The organism is Shewanella psychropiezotolerans (assembly GCF_007197555.1).
GTDB lineage: Bacteria > Pseudomonadota > Gammaproteobacteria > Enterobacterales > Shewanellaceae > Shewanella > Shewanella psychropiezotolerans.
This window is the reverse complement of the sequence record NZ_CP041614.1, coordinates 2,465,658-2,488,126: the sequence shown is the minus strand read 5'-3', so window position 1 is coordinate 2,488,126 and position 22,469 is coordinate 2,465,658. Positions and strand designations below refer to the sequence as shown.

Sequence of the window (22,469 nt, the reverse complement as noted above, 5' to 3'; positions counted from 1 at the left end):
GAATTGATGAGTGGCCTTATTTGCTGATAACGCGTACCTGAGAAAATTGTCGATGTCCCGCGGCGGTGCCATGAAAGCCAAAACCACTTTGCTTAGCACCTACCCAAGGCCCCTCCCCACCTGCACCTTGGTTAACTCCCACCATACCGGCTTCCATTTGTTCGGCAACGGCAGGGGCACCTGCGCCACCAAATACCGTCGCACCTAAGCCATATTGGCTAGCATTAGCACGCTCGATCGCCTCTGATATATGCTTATAACGACTAATCGCGACTATGGGGCCAAAGGTTTCGTCACGCTCTAAGCACATGTCAGGTGTGATATCGGCAACGACAGTTGGCTGTATAAAAGGCGGCTCATAGTCTGCTGTGCCTAACAGGAATCTAGCACCTTTAGCCTCTGCATCTTTAAGCTGATTAATGACACTTAGATGCTGTTTCTGATTCACAATAGGACCAATATTAACGTTGTTTTGGTCCCACGTGCCGACTCGATAACGACTGGCAAGCGCGACTACCTTTTGTTCAAACTCATCTGCTACGCGTGCATCGACATATACCCGCTCAGTTGAAGTGCACATCTGGCCTGCATTTTCGAACGAACTGGCTACGGCAAACTGCACCGCTTCATCAATATCTGCGCTGGCCATCACAATCATGGGATCGTTACCCCCTAGCTCCATGACTAGCCGTTTTAGCGATGACGCGGCGCTGGCCATTATGTGCTTTCCAGCCGCGAGCGAGCCTGTAAATGCCACCATATTGATATCGGCATTGACGAGCGACTTTCCGGTAACGGCATCACCATGAACAACTTGTAACACCCCTGCAGGCAATACCTCATTGAGTGTTTTGACAAAAAGATCCGCCACCAATGGCGTTTCTTCTGACGGTTTTAACACCACACTGTTACCCGCCATTAATGCCGGAAGCAGTAAATTATTTGCCATTGCTAGCGGATAATTCCAAGGTGAAATAACCGCGACTACACCTAAGGGGCGATATTGCAGTTCAACCCCATGTCCCTTCGGCTCAGGTGCAAGTGCATGTGCTATTTCTTGGCAAAAATAATCGCTATTTTGAATCGTACCACCGACCTCATAACTGGCTCTACGATAGTCTTTTCCCATCTCTTTACTGATCAAAAGCGTAAGCGCCTCTTGGACTTTAACTAGATGTTCATATGCCAAGGTCACTTTCTGTTGACGCTCGTTTAGGGACAAGGCAGCCCATGCCTTTTGGACATTCTTTGCTTGTTTAACCACAGCTGGTATTTTTTCAGCGGTTGTTATCGGCACTTCACCGAGTGCTATTCGATTGATTGGATCGTAAGAGACGAGCATTGACATCTATTGGCTTCCATATAACAAGTTATCATTGGTTGTTGTGTTACATTTTGCTAGAGTGGCGAATTAAAGCAACCAGTATACTTTTAGTAACCAGGCTGACTAGATTGGAATAAATATGGAAAACACTTTAAAAACAAAGAACAATATTAAAAAAATAAATCTAGAAAGTTGCGAAGAACCCTGCCTGATTGAGCGAGGTATGCGAATTTTAGGCGGAAAGTGGAAGGCTTCAATTCTCTGGCACCTGAAAGATGGACCTGTGCGTTTTAATGAATTATCTCGAATGCTAGGTGGTGCGAGTAAGAAAATGGTCGATCAGCGCCTTAAAGAATTAGAAAACCAAGGGCTAGTGATCAGAGAAGTGATCTGTACTCGACCGATTGCAGTCACCTATGAGATCACAGATTTTGGTCGTACCGCATTAGACATACTAGAAAAACTTAAAGATTGGACCGAAGAGAACAACCTCTAAAAACAATACGAGCGAGATAACGAATTCACGCTGCTTACAAAGCTCTTAGATAAGGCCGGGCAATTGGGCAGATATAAGGCTACACCGCCCATATCACCAGTGACCACTGCGTTATACACTTTAGAAAAAATGGTGCACTTAGATGTCGAATTCGGGTATAAAGTTTACCTAACTACTTAATTAAACTGAGTATGTCTTTAAACTCGATTGCTCGACAATCCTTAACTAATTCATATAAGCACATTTCTACCCCCGAAACATCGACGCCTCGATTAACCAGCTTAGTTATTGCTAAATTTTTGTTGGCGAGCGTACGTGAAGAGATGCTGTCACAGACTAATTGCACTTTAAAACCTAATTGTTTCAGATGTAATGATGTTTGATAAACACAAATATGTGCTTCAATACCACAAACCAGCCATGTATCTACATTTGCAGTGCGCACCGCTTGCATAAATTGAGGCTCTTCGCAGGCGTCAAAGGTAAACTTGGGAATGGGATATTGGTCTGCCAACAAAGCACTCAGTTCATCGACCGTCGAACCCAGTTTATCTGGATTTTGTTCAAGCCATATTATCGGTAAACCAAGAACTTGTGCGCCTTTAATCAGCTTTGCACAATTTGAAACCAAAGCGTCACTATCATGAACTAACCGAGCCAATTTTCCTTGTATGTCGGTGATAATTAGACCAGTACTTTCTTTACTTAACATACCATTCTTCCTTAAGTCTGAACCTTATAACCCGCAATGATCGCTCAGCATAGGGGCTTTATAAGTGATTAGTAGGAAGCTACCTAGCCTCCGTTAGCTTTTATCAGCTCCTTCGAGTGCTGACAGGTATTTTACCAACTCGGCCAACTCTTCCGGCGTCCTGGATTTAGAACCAATGAGATATTTACCATTCACTAACAGTGAAGGTACCCCACGGATCCCCGCTAACTGGGCTTGAGTATCATAGTTAGAGATGGCTAACTTTGCATCGACCGAATTCATCGCTTTTTCCACTGCGTTTGCATCGGCGCCTTGCTTAACGAAGAAGTCCTTGAGCTGTTCGGGCCTAGTAAAAGGCCCCTCTTTCTCATGGATACGCTTAAAAAGATTGCCATGGACTTGGCGGGTCATCTTAAATTTCTGCGCAAGATAATAGGCCTCCTGACTTAAGATCCAGCTTGGACGCCCTGCACCTACGGGAGTTCGCTCAAAATCAATGGTATCGCCGAGAAGCTCAACCGTCTCCTCGAAAATGGGGTCTTGGCGATAACAGTGTGGACAGTTATAGGAGAAAAACTCCCGCACTATCGGTGATTTCGCCTCGGGGATCCCGCTCACTTGCACGTAATCCACGCCTTCAACAAAGTCTTTGGCTTCGACTCTGTCGCTTATAACTAAACTCGCCATAACGAAAAACAAGGCGGTAAATGACCACTTGATAGTACCCATTGTCTCTCCTACTCTTTATAAAATTTATGTACAAAATCCAACGAAAAACGCTATTTATAAAATCATTAATTGACTGCAACCATAGCCGATAGTTTGTCTAACACAAAAATATTCAACTAACCTAAGTTAGCACTTATTCAACATGTCTAAGGGGAGTTATGGCGGTAATTAAAGCCTAATTCCTTGGTTATCTTACTGCCATCTATGATTTTTGCTACTTGAAGCTCTTCCCCAAAAATCGGCACCTCTAATGACAAGTGCTGAGCTGCTCGCGTATAAAAGTCTGCTCGACTGGGATGACCCGCTGCACATAGGTTATAGACAGGCGATAAAAGCTCACTAGACAACAAACAGGAAACGGCGCCGATACAATCATCGAGGTGCACTAAATTTACCGGCGCATCCGTTCCTGGCAGATCTTTCTTTCCGGCAAGGAAACGCCCAGGATGCCTAGCAGGGCCTATCAGCCCTGAGAATCTCAATACACAAGTAGGATAATCTTGTGAAAACAGGCTTTCGGCCTGAAGTAAAATTTCGCTTGATGGCGAGTGAGCCGCAGCATCACTCTCAGTCATTGGCTCTCCCGTAGCTGGGTATACCCCAGTGGTACTGATAAATATGACTTGCTGGTATACATGCTTGGCCATCAGCGACTTAAGAAACTTGAGTCGATTGAGATAAGCATGGGGAAGTTTTCTTATGGATGGGGGAATATTGATCACTAGCGCATCAGTATGCAAAGACCCTTGCAACTGTGATTGAAATTCAGATGTTAACTCTACATCGATCTGAGATAATTTATCAACTTCGAAACAGTGTCCATTAAACTCATGATTATCGAGATCTAAGCTAAAACCTCGGATACCATCACTTTGCAGTTTATTGGCAGCCTCACTCTCCCTCTTACTACCACTGACTTGGTAACCCAGTTTAACAAGGTGCTTAGCTAAAGGAAGACCGAACCAACCGCAACCGACAATACTCACTGTGTTAATCTTCAAGCTGTAACCCTATAGTTGAAATCGACTCATCACATCATAGAGTGAACGCAGTAGATTAACTAGTCGTTAGCTGGGAACACCACTGAAATAAAAACTAATCCCCATGTCGGCCTGCAGCGCTTTCATCGCACCTTCCGATAACTCCTCGATCTTTAACACTTTCTCGACTAATACATCTTCCTTAGTCAAAAATCGTAAGGCCGCTTCGCTGCCATCGGGTTTACAGGCCCAAACCTGAGGTTGCTTAACCTCTTTGGTGGTCATCATCACCTTACCTACAGATTGATCAGATAGCTCGACTATAGTGCCTGGCGGATATATTCCCAATATTTTAACCAATACGGCAATTAAAGCCTCGGAATGTTTACCGGCGCGATTCTTAAACAGGTAACCTAAAGCAACTTGAGGGGAGCGAACATTTTCGGCCCAAAGCTGACTGTCATAATCATTCGCTAGGCTCACAACTTGAGTCACCATAGGTATCTTGTTGCCTTTGAGACCATCAGGATAACCTGTGCCATCGATAAACTCATGATGATGAAGCACTATATTCAGCACTGCTTGATCATATAGCCCGGATTTATTCAACATCTCATAGCCAAAGTTAGGGTGTTTTTTCAAAAAGTTGGTTTCATGCTCGGTCAAAGCCCCTTTCTTACGCCGTATAATATCCGGGACTTTTAATTTACCAATGTCGTGATACAAACAGCCTAAGGCGATATCTCGCATATCAGATTTCGACATATCCATCGCCTTGGCTATCATCAAGGCAACTACGGCGACTGAGATCCCATGCTGAGTCACACTAGCATCCGACTCTCCAGCACTCACCAAGGCTAAAAATGGCGTATCGATTTCTAGCATATGGTCCAGCATCTCTTCGACTAGTGTCACCGAACTTCGATAGGCGCCTTCGGGGTCACTGCCTGTTTTACTGAAAGCTGCCCGACTCTCATTCACACATTGAACAAATCTCTGTTGGCTGAGCCGAAGCGATTTACGTACAAGCGCCTTAAGGTCCACCTCTTTTACAACTTGTTTAACTTCTTCCTCGACAACTTCTTCTTCAATTTCTTCGGGCAGTAACTCTTGTCCTGACAACAAGATCACATAGGGAACTCCTAGGCTTTTAATCAGTTCTATTTGGGCTTCTTCTTTAATTTCGACACGATTAAACAGGAAAGGATGATTCTTCCACGAGAGAGGTAACTTAACAGTGAGCCCAATTTGTAACTTAGATAGGGGTAAGTGTATCTGTTCGGCTTTAGCCACCCAATAAAACTCCTTCGCAACGCCTTTCATAACCAAGTATTCCAGCTAAATGGTCATACTCCATTTTAGTTCAGACTAACAAGTTAAGTATAATACGGTTACCGAAAACCCACTGAACTTAATGACATAACTATAGAGCAATAACTAAAAACCTTAAGTAATAAATGAAAAATAATTGTAAAAAAATGAAGTAAATCACTGTCAGGTCCAACTTCCCCCCCAAATTGAAGCTAATACTCGCTAATCACACTGGATGACAAAGCTTTAACCTCCTATTACCTAGTAAACCACAGCTAATGCAATCTGCTAACACTTAAACAAAGAACAAGATTTTACATTAGCAGAGGAATCTCGAAGTTTAGCGACTTATAACCGCAAGAAATAACTTATAACAAATAAACCGAAGTCAGAACATTGTATACAATATTCTTTATGCTATAGTTGAGTCGTTCTTTAGGGACATGTGGACACCCCGATCACATCGACTTAAAGAGTGTTGCTGTCAATTGTCCTTAATGTCAGAGCTGTTATCGAGTCATGCTGTCGATAGATAATAGATTTGAAAAGGTATTTTGTTAACATTCCTGGATCGAAATACAATTTAGTAGTCTGTATTTCTACTCTTACTAAATAGTAAAAGTGAAAGATCTTTAGGCGCTGCACATGCAGCGCCATTTTTTTACTTGAATTTTAGTAGACTGATCGCAGTAAATAGACCGACTCTACTTATTGGAGGGCTTTTCCACTAATTCAGGCTTGTTTTCCTGCTCATCTTCATCCTTGTTCCAATCTGCAAAATAATGGGTTAAGCGCTTAGACTTAAACAGGTAGATCAGGCTCCAAAATAACAGCAAGCCATCCAGCCCGGTGCTCCAGCTATAGAGATAATGAGAGTTAATCGTTCGCTCGAATAGCAAGGCACCGTCTATAACCAGCAACAAGAGTAAGATCCACTTCAGTTGAGCAAACACAGGCATGAGCCAATGAGGTTTACGCTTTCGCTCGGCGATAACGACGCCATAAATGAGTAAGGCACCGAACCCAGCCACTAGCGCCATGATAAAATCTGACTTTTGCGGATAAAACATGGCTACCAGAGCCGCTCTATCGCTGGATTGCGTCAATGATGCGATAAAGATGCACCAACCCCGAGCGATAAATACCAGTATGAAATATAGATACAAGGGGGGCTTGATATGGCCCTTATCGTCGAGCCAGGTAATATTACTGAAGTTCACGCTTTGCCTATTATTGTTCTTTTAGAATATCCTAACACTGATATGGTGCCAAATGAGCCATTTTCAATGTCGGAAATAAAAAACGCCATCAGAGATGGCGTTTAAAACTAAGGATAAAAGCTAACTGACATTATTGCCCGGCGAGTAAGGCGAGTAAGCCCTCTTCGTCCAGTATCTTAATGCCTAAGTCCTGCGCCTTGGTCAGTTTAGAGCCTGCCGCTTCACCAGCAACTAAACAGTCTGTATTCTTAGACACACTCCCCGCTACTTTAGCGCCTAACGCCTGCAGCTGAGCCTTAGCATCGTTGCGATTAAGTTGCGTCAAGGTGCCGGTCAATACCCAGGTCTGTCCCTTCAGCGACAACGACTCTTCTGCGACTTCTTCGATAACGGGCCAGTTTACTCCAGCCTCGATAAGGCTATCGACGACCTCTAAGTTATGAGGCTGAGCGAAGAAGTGGGTCAAATGCTGAGCCACAATAGTGCCGACATCATCAACCTTGATAAACTCCTCAGCATTCGCCGCTTTAAGCTTGTCTAAACTCTTAAAGTAATTAGCTAAGTTAGCCGCGGTTGCTTCACCGACTTCCCGGATCCCCAGTGCATAGAGGAAACAAGAAAAAGTGGTCTTCTTGGCGACTTCGATGGCTGCAACCAGGTTAGTTGCCGATTTAAGCCCCATTCTATCAAGCATAGTGATCGCCGAAGCCGATAACTTAAACAGGTCGGCCGGGCTCTCCACTAATTCTTTATCGATAAGCTGCTCGACAACCTTGTCGCCCATGCCATCGATATCTAAGGCTTTACGAGAAGCAAAATGTTTGATGGCCTCTTTTCGCTGAGCTTCACAAAACAGACCACCGGTACAGCGTGCAACTGCCTCACCTTCGATACGCTCGACTAAACTGTCACACACGGGACATGTTTGAGGAAATTCAATCTCACTAGCATCATCGGGGCGCTTCTCGGCCACGATAGCCACAATCTGCGGGATCACATCGCCGGCGCGGCGAACGATCACAGTATCTTTAATTTTAACGCCCAATCTGGCAATCTCATCGGCATTATGCAGCGTCGCATTCGATACCGTCACTCCGCCGACAAAGATTGGTTTCAATCTGGCCACTGGTGTCACGGCGCCGGTGCGGCCAACCTGGAAATCCACACCTTCGAGTAAGGTCATCTCCTCTTGTGCCGGAAACTTAAACGCTGTGGCCCATCTTGGCGCCTTGGCAACGAAACCTAACTTGAGTTGCTGAGCAATATTGTCGACTTTAATCACCACGCCATCAATCTCATAGGCCAATGCACTGCGACGAGTCATGATATCTGTGTAATAAGCGATAACATCGCTGACGCTATCACATTGCTTCACCTCGGCGCTCACAGGGAAGCCCCAAGATTTAAGTTGCATCAACTGACCATAATGATGATCGGCCAATCCCCAAGTTTCAGGCTCAACCACACCTAGCGCATAGGCGTAAAAACCCAGTGAGCGGCTGGCGGTGATCTTGCTATCTAATTGGCGCAAACTGCCTGCTGCTGCGTTGCGCGGGTTGACGAATTCTTTCTCACCTTTTGCTCTGGCACGCTCATTCAACGAATCAAATGCTTGCTTAGGCATGATCACTTCACCGCGCACTTCCAAAAGCGGCGGAAAGTTATCACCGCGAAGCTTCATTGGAATAGAGCGTATGGTACGGACATTCTCGGTAATGTCTTCGCCGGTTTTACCATCACCTCGTGTCGCCGCCCGCTCGTAAACACCATCACGATATAAGATGCTAACTGCCAGCCCATCGAGTTTTGGCTCACAACAAAATGTCGGTGCAGTTTCAGTTTTGTCATTAATGCGATTATAGAAGGCTTCAAACTCTTCATCGCTAAAGACATTATCCAGGCTAAGCATAGGTTTAAGGTGCGTTATTTGATCGAACTTAGCCAGGGGAACACCCCCTACTCTCTGAGTCGGAGAGTCAGGAAAACAGTATTCAGGGTGCTCAGTTTCCAACGCTTTCAACTGCTTAAGTAGACGGTCATACTCTGCATCAGGAATGCTAGGGGCATCATCGACATAATAGCGATAGTTATGCCCGTTTAAGGTATCGGTAAGCTCGGCAATCTCTAGGGCGACAGCTTGGATATTGAGTGAAGTATCATTTTGCATAAGTAGGTCCGGATAAGCATGAGAAAGGCCGCAAAAGCGGCCTTTTTTACATGCGCACAATCAATAGGTTACAATAAATATCATGTAGTTACCTATAATTAATATAGCCACGTGTGGCAGATTATATCACGTGTTTGGGCGTAATGTGGCCAAAGGATTCTGTGCATAGGTCATTATTTGAATGATTAAAGTGACTCGCAAACGAATGGGTTCTGTCGCAAACTTAGATTAATCGTAGGCACTACCGACGGAGCTTCCTCACAATATTATCGGGCTTTGTCGCTTCTTGATAAAAGCAGATAAAGTCATCCAGCGGCATTGGTTTAGCAAAAAGATACCCTTGTTGCAGGTGCACTCCACGTTGAAGCAGTTCCAGGGCCTGCTTCTTTGTTTCAACCCCTTCAGCTATTAGGGGTAAATTGAGATGCCCTGCCATTAATATTTGCGCATCAAGCGCCGACGAAGCCTTATCAAAATGGAGAGTATCAACAAACATCTTATCGATCTTGATATAGTCGAAGTCAAACTCTTGAAGATACGAAATACCACCATAACCCGTTCCAGCGTCATCCAGTTTCAAGGTTAACCCTAATGCCTTTATGCGGGCAATTTGGATCTTCGCACTTGCGATATCATAAATGGGCTGCCGTTCGGTTATTTCCAGTGACAGACTCTGCACCTGCTCCCCTTGCGCAGCCATGGATTCAAGCGCGTCAAGCAAATGAGGATGCTCTAAATGCTCCGGCACAATATTGACACTGATTTTTAACTCTGGGTCCTGATTTAATATCCCGGATAAATTATCAAGCACCTGCCTTATCAGGCAAAGCGTGACAGGAGTGATCAATGAAGAGCTTTCGAGCTCGTCGATGAAGTAACCTGGGGAGATAATGCTGCCATCTTTCTTTACCCAGCGGATCAATGCCTCTGCTCCGTACATTTCACCCGAGTCCACATTAATAATTGGCTGATAGAAAGAGATGAGCTCTCCGCTCTGCAGGGCATTTTGTAACCTGTTCAACAAAGAGTTTTGTTTTTGTCGGTAACTTAATACGGCGAAAAAAATAGCCAGCCAGAACGCCAGCGCAACCATTCCAGCCCACCAGAGTGAACCGATTGACTTAATTAGTGTGTAGTTGTAATCCAGCTTCACTAATATGCTTAAAGGATAGCGCTCTGAGCGTATTTCAATACTCAGTAACGGGGAGCTAAAGTCACTGCCAAGTTCAATAATAGGGTAACCATTAAATAACTCGCCATACATATAGCGACACTCATTGCAGAAATTTTTGAAGAAAAACTTGCTATCGTCTATGTCTATTTTCATTGCATCAGTACGACCGTTCAGTTTGGTCCCCAAAAATAATCCAGTATGACTAACCCCTTCCAATTTATACTTAAACTCCCCCATACCAAGTTGCTCATGGTTATCCTCAAATTTAATCAATTGGTGAGACGACGTTTTCTGTTCTCCTATCGTAAGCAAGCCAAGGCTGGAGCAGTATTTATACTTAGGAAATGTATCGGGGTGGGAGATGATAAAACCGCTACCAGAGTTTTTCAGTTGAAAGTGCTTGAAGTCACTTAACTCCTCAGCTGAGCAGGTTTTTACCTCTATCTGAGAGAATTTCCTCATTATTAACAGTGCGCGGTCAAACTGAAACTCTAGGTAAGCAAGGCGCTGTGATAAATCGTTTTCCGCTTTGTCTTTGACCAGTGAATACGAATAAATCCAGGAAATACCTATACTGCTACAGGCCGTGAGTAGTAATAGTAGTGCTAATGGTTTCCATGTGAACAAGTTAAACCATCGCATTAAACAATTCTCCCATTGGTTTATTATAATCGCTGTATAGAGAAATAGTGATTCTGTCGCATTTTGAGTAGTCAGGGTTTATCATAGTCATTATTCCCTCCTCCAGCCGAGGTTTTACTGCAATTGCGTGTTAGCGTGAAAAAGATCACTCGATAACGCTGTATCTCAATACCGTTATCAACTTTAAAATAGCAGGGGCTGAACATTAGAGGATCACTCATAGATAAGTCTTGAATGTCCACATGAGCCTTATATAACTCCCTGCCATTCCGCTTTAAGCGGTATTGGGATTCGCTTATTTTGACGTCAAAAAAAGTTGATATCGCTCCAACTTACAGTACGTATTATGAGCAATAGAAATAGAATTAAAACTACACTACATACCAACCTTCGACAGCGAAAAAATCGAGTAGGGTTAGGCGTTACCGCCTCATTCCTCTCACAGAACCGTACATACGGACCTCGTATACGGCTCCTGTAATCTTCTATTTCTTAGCAATAAGGAGCGAGAACCCCTGTCATAACTTTGTCCACCTGATATAAGCCCATTTCCTCGAACCACTTATTTGGCATCGCATAATGCGCTAATAGGCTCCCGGCATTCCGGCAAGAAGGTCATTAGGATATTTTAAAACGGAGGCTTAAAACCCTCGCAGCTTTAGTATGCGGTGAAGTTTTAACACTTTCTTCCACAACTTCAACTGGATAGCGCTTAGCCTTCGTCGTATCCAACCAGTTAACGGTTTCAGTATTTGGCTTATATTCGCTACCTTGAAGTAGTTTACAAATCCCCTGAGCACCGGATTAAGTTCCTCTAGCACCATAGCTAAATTCATTCCGCCATTGCGTCTGGTGATTTGTTTCACCTTTATCTTCAGCATCTTGAGTTTCTTTTCCTGAATGTGCGTATATGTACTGCCTATCACTACACCCAGAAAATTTATCCCCTCATCGCTATGCACTATGCGGGTTTTACGCTCATTTACTTTCAGCTTTAGTGTCACTTCTAAATATCCCTCGCCACCTTTAGCGCTTTCTCTGCGGCTGTTTTCGAGCAACAGAGCATCAAGATATCATCGGCGTATCGCACGATTCGGTGCCCCCGCTTCATCATTTTTTGATCGAATGCATCCAGATAGATGTTCACTAACAACGGGCTAATCACTCCGCCCTGTGGACTTCCCAAATTGTTGCTTTGCAAACTTGAGCCCACCATCACCCCACTTTTTAGAAGCATGTCTATCAGATTTAGGATGCTGCCGTCTATGACCCGCCGTTTCACACTACTGATTATCAGTTCGTGATCAAGCATATCGAAACATTTCGACAAATCCATATCAACAACGTGTTGCCGCCTGTACTTGCGTATAAACAGCGTCGCTTTACCGGTTGCGGTTGATACCGCTTTTCTTGCAGTTCGATTAATAACGGCTTGAGGTTACTTTCCAAATGTTGTGCAACATCATCCACACCCTGACCGTCCATACCGGCAGCACCCTTATACTCCTTCACTCGTTTGAACGCCTCAAAAATCGATAGCAACCGACCATAAAGGCTGTGATATTTATCTACTGTTATTTTTTTCTCACATCAATATCCACTGATTGCCTTAAGTATGGTTAGGTTTATTTCACCACCGCTGTTAAGTGTTCTAGCTTTATGCAATCTGCCTTCATTGCCTCTAATGAAGAGAAATGGTTACTCCCCCAGCCCAGCACCGATACAACTCTTAGCCATCAAGGGTGCCCTGACTTATTAGCCAGTTTGCCATGCTTTTGATGATGGCTAACTCCTTTACACATATTGGCAATGGTCGGCTTGGTTTTGTCCTCAACACCATTACAGGCTTTCACTGGCCTAGCCTTACTCACTACTACGGGTTCATCAGCCACCTAGCACCAACATAGGTTTTGGATTCCCCTCTGGTGTATGATTCCAGCATTTGCTTGGATGTAGTGTCAGGCTTCCCCGGTTACTGCACAGGCTCCCAGTTAAAGATCCCGCCCTTATTACAGCGTTGGTTTGTTTGAGTATTGGGCTTCGTGCTATTGCGGACACTTACCCACCAACACCGCCAATATAGGTTACGGTTAGTTGCCTATGGCTTCCTTCAGACCTCACCGTTGGCCAGTGACGCCCTTGCCATTCGAATAATCTTCCCCTCAGACGGGGCGATTCTGCCTTTTTTCAGGCAGACGGGTTTACCTACTTCGCAGGGCAAACACAAAATGCTCCCCTTCGGGGAGCAAAGATTAAAGGCTAAACATTAAAAACTAAGGAGCTGAAACGCACGAAGCGTAGAAGTTCCCGTCCGGAGTATAGACGGGGTTACCGCCGTAGCCCAAGTTCACGATCTCGTATTTGCCGCTCCCCACCCCAAGGTCGTACTTGACCAATAGGTTGCAGTGGTCGCCCAACCATACCCGCTATACATATCACCTCTATCGCTATACAACCCCAGTAATTCAGCTTGTGACGCCATTCGCCAATCATCCCGTTCATTGAAGCTCATGTCACCAAGGTCCTTACACCAACGGTCATACTGACCGTTTACGCCTTCCGCAGAGATAGAGCTAGCGTTATCACCACCTATCAATAGCTGGTCAAAGCGCGCGAATTGCCCAGCAGACCCGGCACTAAATCCATTCTCTGTATACGTATTCCTATAAGTTTTCCCATCATTCTTATCGATAGATCCAGCAGTAGTCACGTATTCCAATGCATCCATTACGGCTACATTGGGCGTACCCGTGAAAAGCATTCCTGTTGTTCCGTCTGTAGCTACTTTTAGGCAGTCCCCGACTGCGTTAGTCGGGTCATTGTCGTTGACCGCGCCCCCGCACATTAATAGCTTAAATGGTGCATTAGTCACGGTAATAGTTTCATCGGCAGTGTCAGCCCACGTAGCCGATGTTCCCTGAGCCCGCACCGTAATGTCACCCACTGAATCCGCCGTGGTGCTCAATACCCCAGTGTTGGTATCGATGGTGGCACCACTTCCTGATTGATAGAAAATGGTCCAATTCACTTCGCTGCCATCTTGTGTGGCAACATACGTTGTGCTATCGGATAAGGTCGCCGTGGCAGTAAAGTCTATTGAGAAGCCTGCCGCCACGCTATCAATATTAGACGTCACCGCAACGGATGTGACTGTCGCATTGGTCACCGTAATGGTTTTATCGGCAGTATCACTCCACGCTGCCGAAGTGCCTGTAGCCCGCACCGTGATCTCACCCACTGAATCTGTCGCAGTGCTCAATACCCCAGTGTTGGTATCTATGGTCGCACCACTCCCTGATTGATAGAAAATGGTCCAATTCACTTCGCTGCCATCTTGTGTGGCAACATACGTTGTGCTATCAGACAAAGTCGCCGTGGCAGTAAAGTCTATTGAGAAGCCTGCCGCCACACTGTCGGTATTCGATGTGACTGCAACGGATGTGACTGTTGCATTGGTCACGGTAATCGTTTTATCGGCAGTGTCACTCCACGCAGTCGAGGTACCTGTAGCCCGCACCGTAATGTCACCCACTGAATCCACTCCAGTGGTTAGCACCCCAGTCTTAGTATCAATGGTCGCACCACTTCCTGATTGATAGAAAATGGTCCAATTCACTTCGCTGCCATCTTGTATGGCAACATACGTTGTGTTATCGGACAAAGTCGCCGTGGCAGTAAAGGCTATTGAGAAACCTGCCGCCACACTGTCGGTATTCGATGTCACTGCAACGGATGTGACTGTTGCATTGGTCACGGTAATCGTTTTATCGGCAGTGTCACTCCACGCAGTCGAGGTCCCCTTAACCTGCACTGTGATCTCACCCACTGAATCCACTCCAGTGGTTAGCACCCCAGTCTTAGTATCGATGGTCGCACCGGTTCCAGGTTGTGAGACGATAGTCCAGTCCTCTTCACTGCCATCCTCTAAGCCAGTATGGGTTGTGCCATCAGATAAGGTGGCCGTGGCAGTAAAGTCTATTGAGAAGCCTGCCGCCACACTGTCGGTATTCGATGTGACTACAACGGATGTGACTGTCGCATCGGTCACGGTAATGGTTTTATCGGCAGTGTCACTCCACGCAGTCGAGGTGCCTGTAGCCCGCACCGTGATCTCTCCCACTGAATCAGTTGCAGTGGTTAGCACCCCAGTCTTAGTATCGATGGTCGCACCGATTCCTGGTTGTGAGACGATAGTCCAGTCCTCTTCACTGCCATCCTCTAAGCCAGTATGGGTTGTGCCATCAGATAAGGTAGCTGTGGCAGTAAAGTCTATTGAGAAGCCTGCCGCCACACTGTCGGTATTCGATGTGACTACAACGGATGTGACTGTCGCATCGGTCACGGTAATGGTTTTATCGGCAGTGTCACTCCACGCAGTCGAGGTCCCCTTAACCTGCACTGTGATCTCACCCACTGAATCCACTCCAGTGGTTAGCACCCCAGTCTTAGTATCGATGGTCGCACCGGTTCCAGGTTGTGAGACGATAGTCCAGTCCTCTTCGCTACCATCCTCTAAGCCAGTATGGGTTGTGCCATCAGATAAGGTAGCTGTGGCAGTAAAGTCTATTGAGAAGCCTGCCGACACGCTGTCAATATCCGACGTCACCGTGACTGATGTGACTGTTGCATCGGTCACGGTAATCGTTTTATCGGCAGTGTCACTCCACGCAGTCGAGGTCCCCTTAACCTGCACTGTGATCTCACCCACTGAATCCACTCCAGTGGTTAGCACCCCAGTCTTAGTATCGATGGTCGCACCGGTTCCAGGTTGTGAGACGATAGTCCAGTCCTCTTCGCTACCATCCTCTAAGCCAGTATGGGTTGTGCCATCAGATAAGGTGGCTGTGGCAGTAAAGTCTATTGAGAAGCCTGCCGCCACACTGTCGATATCCGATGTAACCGCAACGGATGTGACTGTTGCATCGGTCACGGTAATGGTTTTATCAGCCGCGTCAGTCCACGCCGCAGAGGTGCCTGTAGCTCGCACCGTGATCTCTCCCGCTGAATCCACTCCAGTAGTTAGCACTCCTGTGTTGGCATCAATGGTGGCACCACTTCCTGATTGATAGAAAATGGTCCAATTCACTTCGCTGCCATCTTGTATGGCAACATACGTTGTGTTATCGGACAAAGTCGCCGTGGCAGTAAAGGCTATTGAGAAACCTGCCGCCACACTGTCGGTATTCGATGTGACTACAACGGATGTGACTGTCGCATCGGTCACGGTAATGGTTTTATCGGCAGTGTCACTCCACGCAGTCGAGGTGCCTGTAGCCCGCACCGTGATCTCGCCCACTGAATCTGTCGCAGTCGTGAGTATCCCTGTCTTAGTATCGATGGTCGCACCACTTCCTGATTGATAGAAAATGGTCCAATTCACTTCACTGCCATCCTCTAAGCCAGTATGGGTTGTGCCATCAGATAAGGTGGCTGTGGCAGTAAATGCTATTGAGAAGCCCGCCGCCACACTGTCAATATCCGACGTCACCGCGACTGACGAGACTGATGCATCGGTCACGGTAATGGTTTTATCGGCAGTGTCACTCCACGCAGCCGAGGTCCCCTTAACCTGCACAGTGATCTCGCCCACTGAATCCACTCCAGTGGTTAGCACCCCTGTGTTGGCATCAATGGTGGCACCACTTCCTGATTGATAGAAAATGGTCCAATTCACTTCGCTGCCATCTTGTGTGGCAACATACGTTGTGCTATCGGATAAGGTTGCCGTGGCAGTAAATGCTATTGAGAAGCCCGCCGCCACACTGTCAATATCCGACGTCACCGCGACTGATGTGACTGATGCATCGGTCACGGTAATGGTTTTATCGGCAGTGTCACTCCACGCCGCCGAAGTGCCTGTAGCCCGCACCGTGATCTCACCCACTGAATCCACTCCAGTGGTTAGCACCCCAGTCTTAGTATCGATGGTCGCACCGATTCCTGGTTGTGAGACGATAGTCCAGTCCTCTTCACTACCATCCTCTAAGCCAGTATGGGTTGTGCCATCAGATAAGGTGGCTGTGGCAGTAAAGTCTATTGAGAAGCCTGCCGCCACGCTGTCGGTATTCGATGTAACCGCAACGGATGTGACTGTTGCATCGGTCACGGTTAAGGTTGCGGTTTGATTGAACTCAATCCCATCAGCCATACCCGAAGCAGTAATAGTCACCTCACCCGGCATGACGCCAGTAGCAAACCCTGTTGCAATCTCTACCGCCGCGATAGCGGTATCACTGCTACTCCACGATAGTGTAGGATGCGTGGTGACATCTTCGGTAGAACCATCTGACATGATGGCCGTGGCCTCATACTGCTGGTGCAGCCCTACGGGAATGGAAGCTGTGGCCGGAGTGACTTGTAACCCTACAATAGGGTCCCCTAAGTCTGGGCTCCCTAAAAGACCATCATCCCCATTACACGCAGTAAGCGTCAACGAAGCCAAAAAAAAGAACGCGTATTTAAAGTAATTCATCATTGTTCATTGCCGCTATTAATTGATGTCTCGTTGCTCACTTCTTCTGTGATTGTTTTTTCAAACGTGATATCTACACGTCTATTTTCCGCACGACCTTCAGCCGTTTCATTGCTCGCAGCAGGGGAGGACTCCCCTTTACCGATTGCAGTAATACGTGATGAGCTAATGCCGTTTTGTATCAAATGGTCTGCAATGGCGTTCGCTCGCCTTTCTGATAACCACTGATTGTATTTCGCACTCCCTGAGCTGTCCGTGTGGCCCGTAATCTCAATGCTCCCTTCACTCGATAGCTGCAACTGCGTTATCAACGCCGTGAGTTTGGCGCTGGCTTTAATGATTGACGAGTCAAAATTAAACGTAGCACTCGGCTTTAAAGAAACTTGGGTGGTCACCAGCACCCACTCTACGACAGGCTCAACCATCTCAGGGATTGGCGCTGCAATAAACTGCCTCTTCTGACCAAAGTGATAACTCAAACCCAATGACACAAAATGCATGTCAGCCTGCATCACCTCTTCATCTCCTATCCCATCGATAAACTGGTATTCTCCGCGAAGCGACCAATTCTTAGATAATCGATAATCCAAACCCACCGCAGACACGATCCCCCACTCATTGGATGTCTGCGCGTCACCCCAGGTACTCTCTTTATCAATGCCTTGATAGGCTGCACCCACCCTAAGGTAAGCATCCAGATGCTCAGAAACGTCGTAAGAAAACACACCCGACAGCTCACTTCCCCAGATATCGGCACTGACATTGTTCACACCGTAACTCGCGTCAGGAGAGCCATAGTCAGTCACAGCAGCCTCAAGCGCAAACCAAGATGTGAACTGATAACCCGCATACAAGCCATACCCGAAGGTATCATCATTGCACACTGAACTATCACTTGAACACGCACCTTCAACGTTCGTCCACCCTCCGCGCAAACCAACATAAGCATGTGCATTATTTTGACGTGTATCAAACCATTCTCCAAGGTTCTCATCTTGAGCTACATTCACGGTATCCGCCTGTACATAAGACATTGCCCAAAATAGCAATAATATTGGTGTAGTTAGCAAGTATCGTTTCATCGGTGTCATCCTACAAAAGAGTATTGTTAATAAAAAATGTCTATCACGTTACATTTAACCTGTCGCTTTACACAACAGAGTAATTAATTGAGTCAACGTATGGTGTCTAAGTGTTCATCAATCAAACTTAAAATTCGATTTTTAAACCACTGAATAATTGGGTCGCTATGTACTCGTGCATGCCAACATAAATAATTGATAGCACTCTTTGCCTCCGGAATATGAACCCGTAATAAATGCTGGCGCCAAAAAGGATCATGAAAAATCCTTTCAGGTACAAAACCAACATGCTGCCCAGCTAATAATCCATGTAACATCACCGTCATCGAATCACTGCTAAATGTGACTTGTCTAATGCAATCAAGCTGAGTAGCAAGTTGATCTATTACTGACTCCAATGAATCTGATGAGCTATACTCCGCAGTTGCATGAGACAAAATTTGTTTCAACGTCGGCTTGTTAATGGCTGAAAGTGGGTGACTTTGAACATACACAGCATAATTCTTAAGGTTAGGAATCACACTTCCATAAATATTTGTCGGCGGGTGTTCACTGGCAACGGTAGCTAAATCTAATTCACCCCTCTCAAGCATCGAAAACACCTGACGAGATTTATTCATGAACTCTAACTCAAGATGAGGAGCTTCACTTGCCATTGTTCTTAATATTAACGGCATAAATTGTTCTGCCTGATCATCTCGAAATGCAATGCGGATCACCCCTCGGAGATCTGATGCATCGAAAGGCGATTGCAGCATAAGGCGCTGACTCATTTGTAGCCATTGATGTAAATTGGGTAACAGCGACAGCGCTTTATCGTTAGCTTTGATCCTATGTCCTTGTTTAAAGAACAATTCATCATCAAAGTAAATGCGTAACTTCTTTAAATGCTTGCTCATTGTCGGTTGAGAAAGCCCGAGACGTTCTGCACTAACTGAAACACTTTGCTCTTCGATCAACACGGCTAAACTCAATAACAAATTAAGATCACATGCTTGTATACGTTCTAATATTGAATAATGCACTCCCCTTCTCCCTCAATCGCACAGTATTGTAGGCAATAACAGAGCAAGCTCATTGCGTAACCATTTGTTAACTTCCGCATGTTCACTATAATCATTCCAAAACAGTTTTAATGCATGTTGCTCTGCGTGTCCTTTCCATTGGAGCGCGGTACGGCACTCACCATCCAGCACCTTTGCCGCATAGTAAGGCAGCCAAGCCACTGTATTAGGAGCACTCAAGGCATTCATAACCGAGCCTAACAAGCAAGACCTCAAAACGATCAGTTCATCGAGAGACTTATCTGCAACAACTGATGATTTTTCACAGCCGAGATGTGTATACACCAATCGTTTTAATTCCTTATCTTGTGAAACGTGACCCATTGACACATCTTGATAAGTAATATAGGAAATGACCTTATGATTAAGGGCGTAAGGGACTCTGTCATAACAGCTAATAACAAAGTCAACCTGTCCTCCTCGTAATTTTTGAAAACTATTGTGATCTAATAAGTTAATTTGCAGATTTAATTTCGGCGCTAAAACCTTTAAATGCTCGATAATTTTTACCGTGCAGAGTCGAGCACTGACATCATCCATGACCAGTCGTACGGAGCCTTGGGCCGTTAATGGAGAAAACCGACGGTTTTCAATCGTATCAACCATGAGTGCAAAGATGGGTTCAAGTGATTGTTTTATCTCCTGAGCTTTATTTGTCAAAATCATGCCGTCTTTAGTTTTAACTAAGATGGGGTCGTTAAATAGATGCCGAAACTTTTTTAACATTTGACTCATAGCGGGCTGAGACACTTTCAGTTTTTTTGCAGCATTTGTTACATGCATTTCTTTTAATAAAACTGCTAACATGGGTAAATAATTAAGATCCAGATGAGTCAACTCATCAAAAGACTGATTCATATTGTTCATAAGTAAATTTTCGATAAATACAAAAATAGTAGAACAGAATTCAAATTAAGCTAAATTTGTAGTAGAAAAATTTGATATCTAGAATCAAAACATCTCTGTTTGAGGGCATCCTGCCAATTTATAGATAAAAACTAAATTTTATTATGAGCAAATTTCCTACCCTTTACAACAAGGCGCTTAAATATGCAACATAAGTGCGAGGAATACAGGAGGAGTTCAAGGTAAGAAAACAGGTTCTGTCTCATCTTTGAGAAACAAAGTGATCGCAGTTTCCTCCACGTGCTGTTTGGCCGCTAAAGAATAAAATTGATCCCATGGCGTCATAATTTCAGTTGTGTCCATCTTTGCTCGACAATATTATTTAAATATTTAACGGCCAAAATCTCAATCATAGACAGTATATGTCCAGATAACCAAAGACGAATATTGATGGTATCTAATGCTGCAGCATTCGCACCACCTTTATCAATAACTACCTTTGTCAGATAAGCCATGTTGGTTCATAGCTTTATTTAAAAAGGCCTGTGCCGCTGACTCATCAAGGGTTTCACTCAAATAAAAAATCAATAATAGCGCCGTAGTTATCCACGACCCGATAATAGTAAATCCAGCGATCTTTAACTTTTATATAGGTCTCATACATTCGCCAAGAGCCAAATACTCGGCGCTGTAACGTCCTGAATACGGCTTCGAGTTGCAGCTCATATTTGATAATCCAACGGTTCAGGATTGAGTGGTAAAAGTGGATATTACAATCAGCGAACATCTCCTCAATGTCACGGTAACTGAGTTTATAAGCCAGATAATAGCGAAGCGCCTACATGATGATATTTGGTAGATAATGTTGAGAAGTTGATGGTCATGCAGTGAATGCTCAAAGTTAATATCTGAACATCATCAATATTTTAGCTTGCTTCGTCAACTTTGTGACAGGACCATTGAAATGGATGCTGACATTTTTGAAAGAGCTGCTAACAACTTCAAATGATGTTGTCATAAAGCAAAAAACCGCCGATTAAGGCGGTTTTTATTTTCCTAACGGTTACGTGTGGTCAATACGTGAACACCAAAACTATGGTGCCGATATAAATCAATAATTTACAAGGTTACAGCAAGCCGCAAAGGCGGCCTTTCTAAAATCAATGAGTCTGCAGGAGTGTTTAAGGCAATTGCGTTCGAATACGCTGCAGATAGCTTTGTTTAGTCGTCTCGCTCCAGGTATCACGACCACCATCGAGCACTTTACCACCTAAGTCATCAGCGAGTTGATGCGCAGAATTAAGCATAATCGAGAAGTTCATCAGAGGATCACCATGGCAAGGTAATGTCATAAATAACACCACACCTTCTGTACTGAACTGTTCCATTTCATCTGGATTGAAAATACCAGGTTTCACCATGTTCGCCAGCGAGAACAACACCTTACCTGTGCCTGCATTGTCTTCATGACGATGGAAAATGCTCATGTCACCGAACTTAAAGTTAAGCGTTAGCAAACTAGGTAACAAGTCGGTGCCATTTAATGACGCATCTTCAGCCGCAACAACATGCAGCACCAATACATCTCTGGGTTCGGCTAAGATATCTTGCTCGGCAACTTGAGGCTTTGTTTTAGCCTGAAGTTTTGGCGCGGCCTGTACTCTAGGCTCTGTCACTGGTGTGGCGTAGATAGGGGCTGCTGTTTCTACAAAAATCTCGGCCTCTGGCTGAGCACTATCCGTCTCAAACAAAGAGCTTTGACTCGGCGCTGCTTCCTGTCCAAGCCCGAGTTCCATCTGATTGAGATCGTCAGAATCCTGAACTTGAGCAGATAATACCGGCTCTTGTCTCTGGCGGTTCATCTTCTGCTTCGGTTGATCTGACAATGAAAAATCACTCTCGCTCTCAATTGTCATTTCCACATCACTCAGGCTCTGTGCCTCTGCTGCAGAATTAAATTGTGGCTCACTCTTTACCGTATCGGAATCAAGCGGATCGGTAAGGACTTCATCGTCTAAATTCAGTTCGCTTTTACGAACCCTGACTTCACCAATACCGTCGACATCGAAACCTTGTGAGTCCCGATTTGCGGATTGATCTTTGTAGAAGCCCGACATGGGGCTATCTTTCAATGATTTAGGTTGTTGCTTTCTAATGGACCAAAAACCATGCACAAGTACGGCGATAATAGCTATTGCGCCTAAAACGAATAATACAAGTTGCAAATTTTCCATTGGGTACCCTGTCTTT

The 22,469-nt window shown here is 45.2% G+C and carries 16 protein-coding genes and 1 pseudogene; 1 reads left to right on the top strand and 16 read right to left on the bottom strand.

The window, feature by feature from the left end:
• Window positions 1–16: 16 nt before the first annotated feature.
• Entirely contained in the window at window positions 17–1,348 is a 1,332-nt protein-coding gene (locus FM037_RS11075) for an aldehyde dehydrogenase family protein (RefSeq protein WP_144046046.1), read from the bottom strand.
• A gap of 115 nt (window positions 1,349–1,463) precedes the next feature.
• On the opposite strand from FM037_RS11075, the gene FM037_RS11070 reads away from it, so the two are divergent.
• Window positions 1,464–1,820: a winged helix-turn-helix transcriptional regulator gene (locus FM037_RS11070; protein WP_144046045.1), complete on the top strand. Its 357-nt coding sequence runs from the start codon at window positions 1,464–1,466 to the stop codon at window positions 1,818–1,820.
• A gap of 172 nt (window positions 1,821–1,992) precedes the next feature.
• Here the strand turns inward: FM037_RS11070 and FM037_RS11065 are convergent, their stop codons facing one another.
• The 15 genes and pseudogenes from FM037_RS11065 to zipA form a co-directional block, all read right to left on the bottom strand.
• Window positions 1,993–2,532 carry an isochorismatase family protein gene (locus FM037_RS11065; protein WP_144046044.1) on the bottom strand — a complete coding sequence of 180 codons (540 nt, stop codon included), beginning with the start codon at window positions 2,530–2,532 and terminating at the stop codon, window positions 1,993–1,995.
• 93 nt (window positions 2,533–2,625) lie between these two features.
• Window positions 2,626–3,219: a thiol:disulfide interchange protein DsbA/DsbL gene (locus FM037_RS11060; RefSeq protein ID WP_144048923.1), complete on the bottom strand. Its 594-nt coding sequence runs from the start codon at window positions 3,217–3,219 to the stop codon at window positions 2,626–2,628.
• A 188-nt stretch (window positions 3,220–3,407) separates the two neighbouring features.
• The gene (locus FM037_RS11055) at window positions 3,408–4,262 is read right to left on the bottom strand and encodes an SDR family oxidoreductase (protein ID WP_144046043.1); all 855 of its coding nucleotides are present in this window, start codon (window positions 4,260–4,262) and stop codon (window positions 3,408–3,410) included.
• 66 nt (window positions 4,263–4,328) lie between these two features.
• Window positions 4,329–5,534, bottom strand: coding sequence for an HD-GYP domain-containing protein (locus FM037_RS11050; RefSeq protein ID WP_144046042.1), 1,206 nt, complete (start codon window positions 5,532–5,534; stop codon window positions 4,329–4,331).
• A 722-nt stretch (window positions 5,535–6,256) separates the two neighbouring features.
• Window positions 6,257–6,772 carry a DUF2919 domain-containing protein gene (locus FM037_RS11045; RefSeq protein WP_144046041.1) on the bottom strand — a complete coding sequence of 172 codons (516 nt, stop codon included), beginning with the start codon at window positions 6,770–6,772 and terminating at the stop codon, window positions 6,257–6,259.
• A gap of 130 nt (window positions 6,773–6,902) precedes the next feature.
• A complete protein-coding gene (gene ligA, locus FM037_RS11040; protein WP_152831395.1) occupies window positions 6,903–8,939 on the bottom strand; it encodes an NAD-dependent DNA ligase LigA in 2,037 nt (678 codons plus the stop codon).
• Between the two features lie 241 nt (window positions 8,940–9,180).
• On the bottom strand, window positions 9,181–10,755 hold the full coding sequence (locus FM037_RS11035) for an EAL domain-containing protein (RefSeq protein ID WP_144046040.1): 1,575 nt from the start codon (window positions 10,753–10,755) through the stop codon (window positions 9,181–9,183).
• A gap of 641 nt (window positions 10,756–11,396) precedes the next feature.
• Entirely contained in the window at window positions 11,397–11,759 is a 363-nt protein-coding gene (locus tag FM037_RS29380) for a group II intron maturase-specific domain-containing protein (RefSeq protein ID WP_229381160.1), read from the bottom strand.
• Window positions 11,760–11,761: 2 nt separating this feature from the next.
• Window positions 11,762–12,067: a reverse transcriptase domain-containing protein gene (locus FM037_RS29375; protein WP_229381159.1), complete on the bottom strand. Its 306-nt coding sequence runs from the start codon at window positions 12,065–12,067 to the stop codon at window positions 11,762–11,764.
• A 1,035-nt stretch (window positions 12,068–13,102) separates the two neighbouring features.
• Window positions 13,103–17,230: a beta strand repeat-containing protein gene (locus FM037_RS11020; protein ID WP_144046038.1), complete on the bottom strand. Its 4,128-nt coding sequence runs from the start codon at window positions 17,228–17,230 to the stop codon at window positions 13,103–13,105.
• On the bottom strand, window positions 17,227–18,309 hold the full coding sequence (locus FM037_RS11015; RefSeq protein ID WP_229381158.1) for an OmpA family protein: 1,083 nt from the start codon (window positions 18,307–18,309) through the stop codon (window positions 17,227–17,229). Before FM037_RS11015 ends, FM037_RS11020 begins: the two co-directional genes overlap by 4 nt.
• A gap of 92 nt (window positions 18,310–18,401) precedes the next feature.
• Window positions 18,402–19,334 (bottom strand): LysR family transcriptional regulator, encoded by a 933-nt coding sequence (locus FM037_RS11010; RefSeq protein WP_144046036.1) that lies wholly within the window; start codon window positions 19,332–19,334, stop codon window positions 18,402–18,404.
• A gap of 12 nt (window positions 19,335–19,346) precedes the next feature.
• Window positions 19,347–20,231: a LysR family transcriptional regulator gene (locus FM037_RS11005; RefSeq protein WP_185977008.1), complete on the bottom strand. Its 885-nt coding sequence runs from the start codon at window positions 20,229–20,231 to the stop codon at window positions 19,347–19,349.
• Window positions 20,232–20,566: 335 nt separating this feature from the next.
• Window positions 20,567–21,063: pseudogene (locus tag FM037_RS11000) on the bottom strand (IS6 family transposase); the annotation flags it as partial.
• A 337-nt stretch (window positions 21,064–21,400) separates the two neighbouring features.
• On the bottom strand, window positions 21,401–22,453 hold the full coding sequence (gene zipA, locus FM037_RS10995; RefSeq protein ID WP_144046034.1) for a cell division protein ZipA: 1,053 nt from the start codon (window positions 22,451–22,453) through the stop codon (window positions 21,401–21,403).
• Between the last annotated feature and the right edge of the window lie 16 nt (window positions 22,454–22,469).

What these genes read in the sequence shown, in the direction of transcription:
- FM037_RS11075 (WP_144046046.1), bottom strand. Translation starts at nt 1,348, where the DNA reads ATGTCAATGCTCGTCTCTTACGATCCAATCAATCGAATAGCACTCGGT.
- FM037_RS11070 (WP_144046045.1), top strand. Translation starts at nt 1,464, where the DNA reads ATGGAAAACACTTTAAAAACAAAGAACAATATTAAAAAAATAAATCTA.
- FM037_RS11065 (WP_144046044.1), bottom strand. Translation starts at nt 2,532, where the DNA reads ATGTTAAGTAAAGAAAGTACTGGTCTAATTATCACCGACATACAAGGA.
- FM037_RS11060 (WP_144048923.1), bottom strand. Translation starts at nt 3,219, where the DNA reads ATGGCGAGTTTAGTTATAAGCGACAGAGTCGAAGCCAAAGACTTTGTT.
- ligA (WP_152831395.1), bottom strand. Translation starts at nt 8,939, where the DNA reads ATGCAAAATGATACTTCACTCAATATCCAAGCTGTCGCCCTAGAGATT.
- FM037_RS11035 (WP_144046040.1), bottom strand. Translation starts at nt 10,755, where the DNA reads ATGCGATGGTTTAACTTGTTCACATGGAAACCATTAGCACTACTATTA.
- FM037_RS29375 (WP_229381159.1), bottom strand. Translation starts at nt 12,067, where the DNA reads ATGCTTGATCACGAACTGATAATCAGTAGTGTGAAACGGCGGGTCATA.
- FM037_RS11020 (WP_144046038.1), bottom strand. Translation starts at nt 17,230, where the DNA reads ATGATGAATTACTTTAAATACGCGTTCTTTTTTTTGGCTTCGTTGACG.
- FM037_RS11015 (WP_229381158.1), bottom strand. Translation starts at nt 18,309, where the DNA reads ATGAAACGATACTTGCTAACTACACCAATATTATTGCTATTTTGGGCA.
- FM037_RS11005 (WP_185977008.1), bottom strand. Translation starts at nt 20,231, where the DNA reads ATGAATCAGTCTTTTGATGAGTTGACTCATCTGGATCTTAATTATTTA.
- zipA (WP_144046034.1), bottom strand. Translation starts at nt 22,453, where the DNA reads ATGGAAAATTTGCAACTTGTATTATTCGTTTTAGGCGCAATAGCTATT.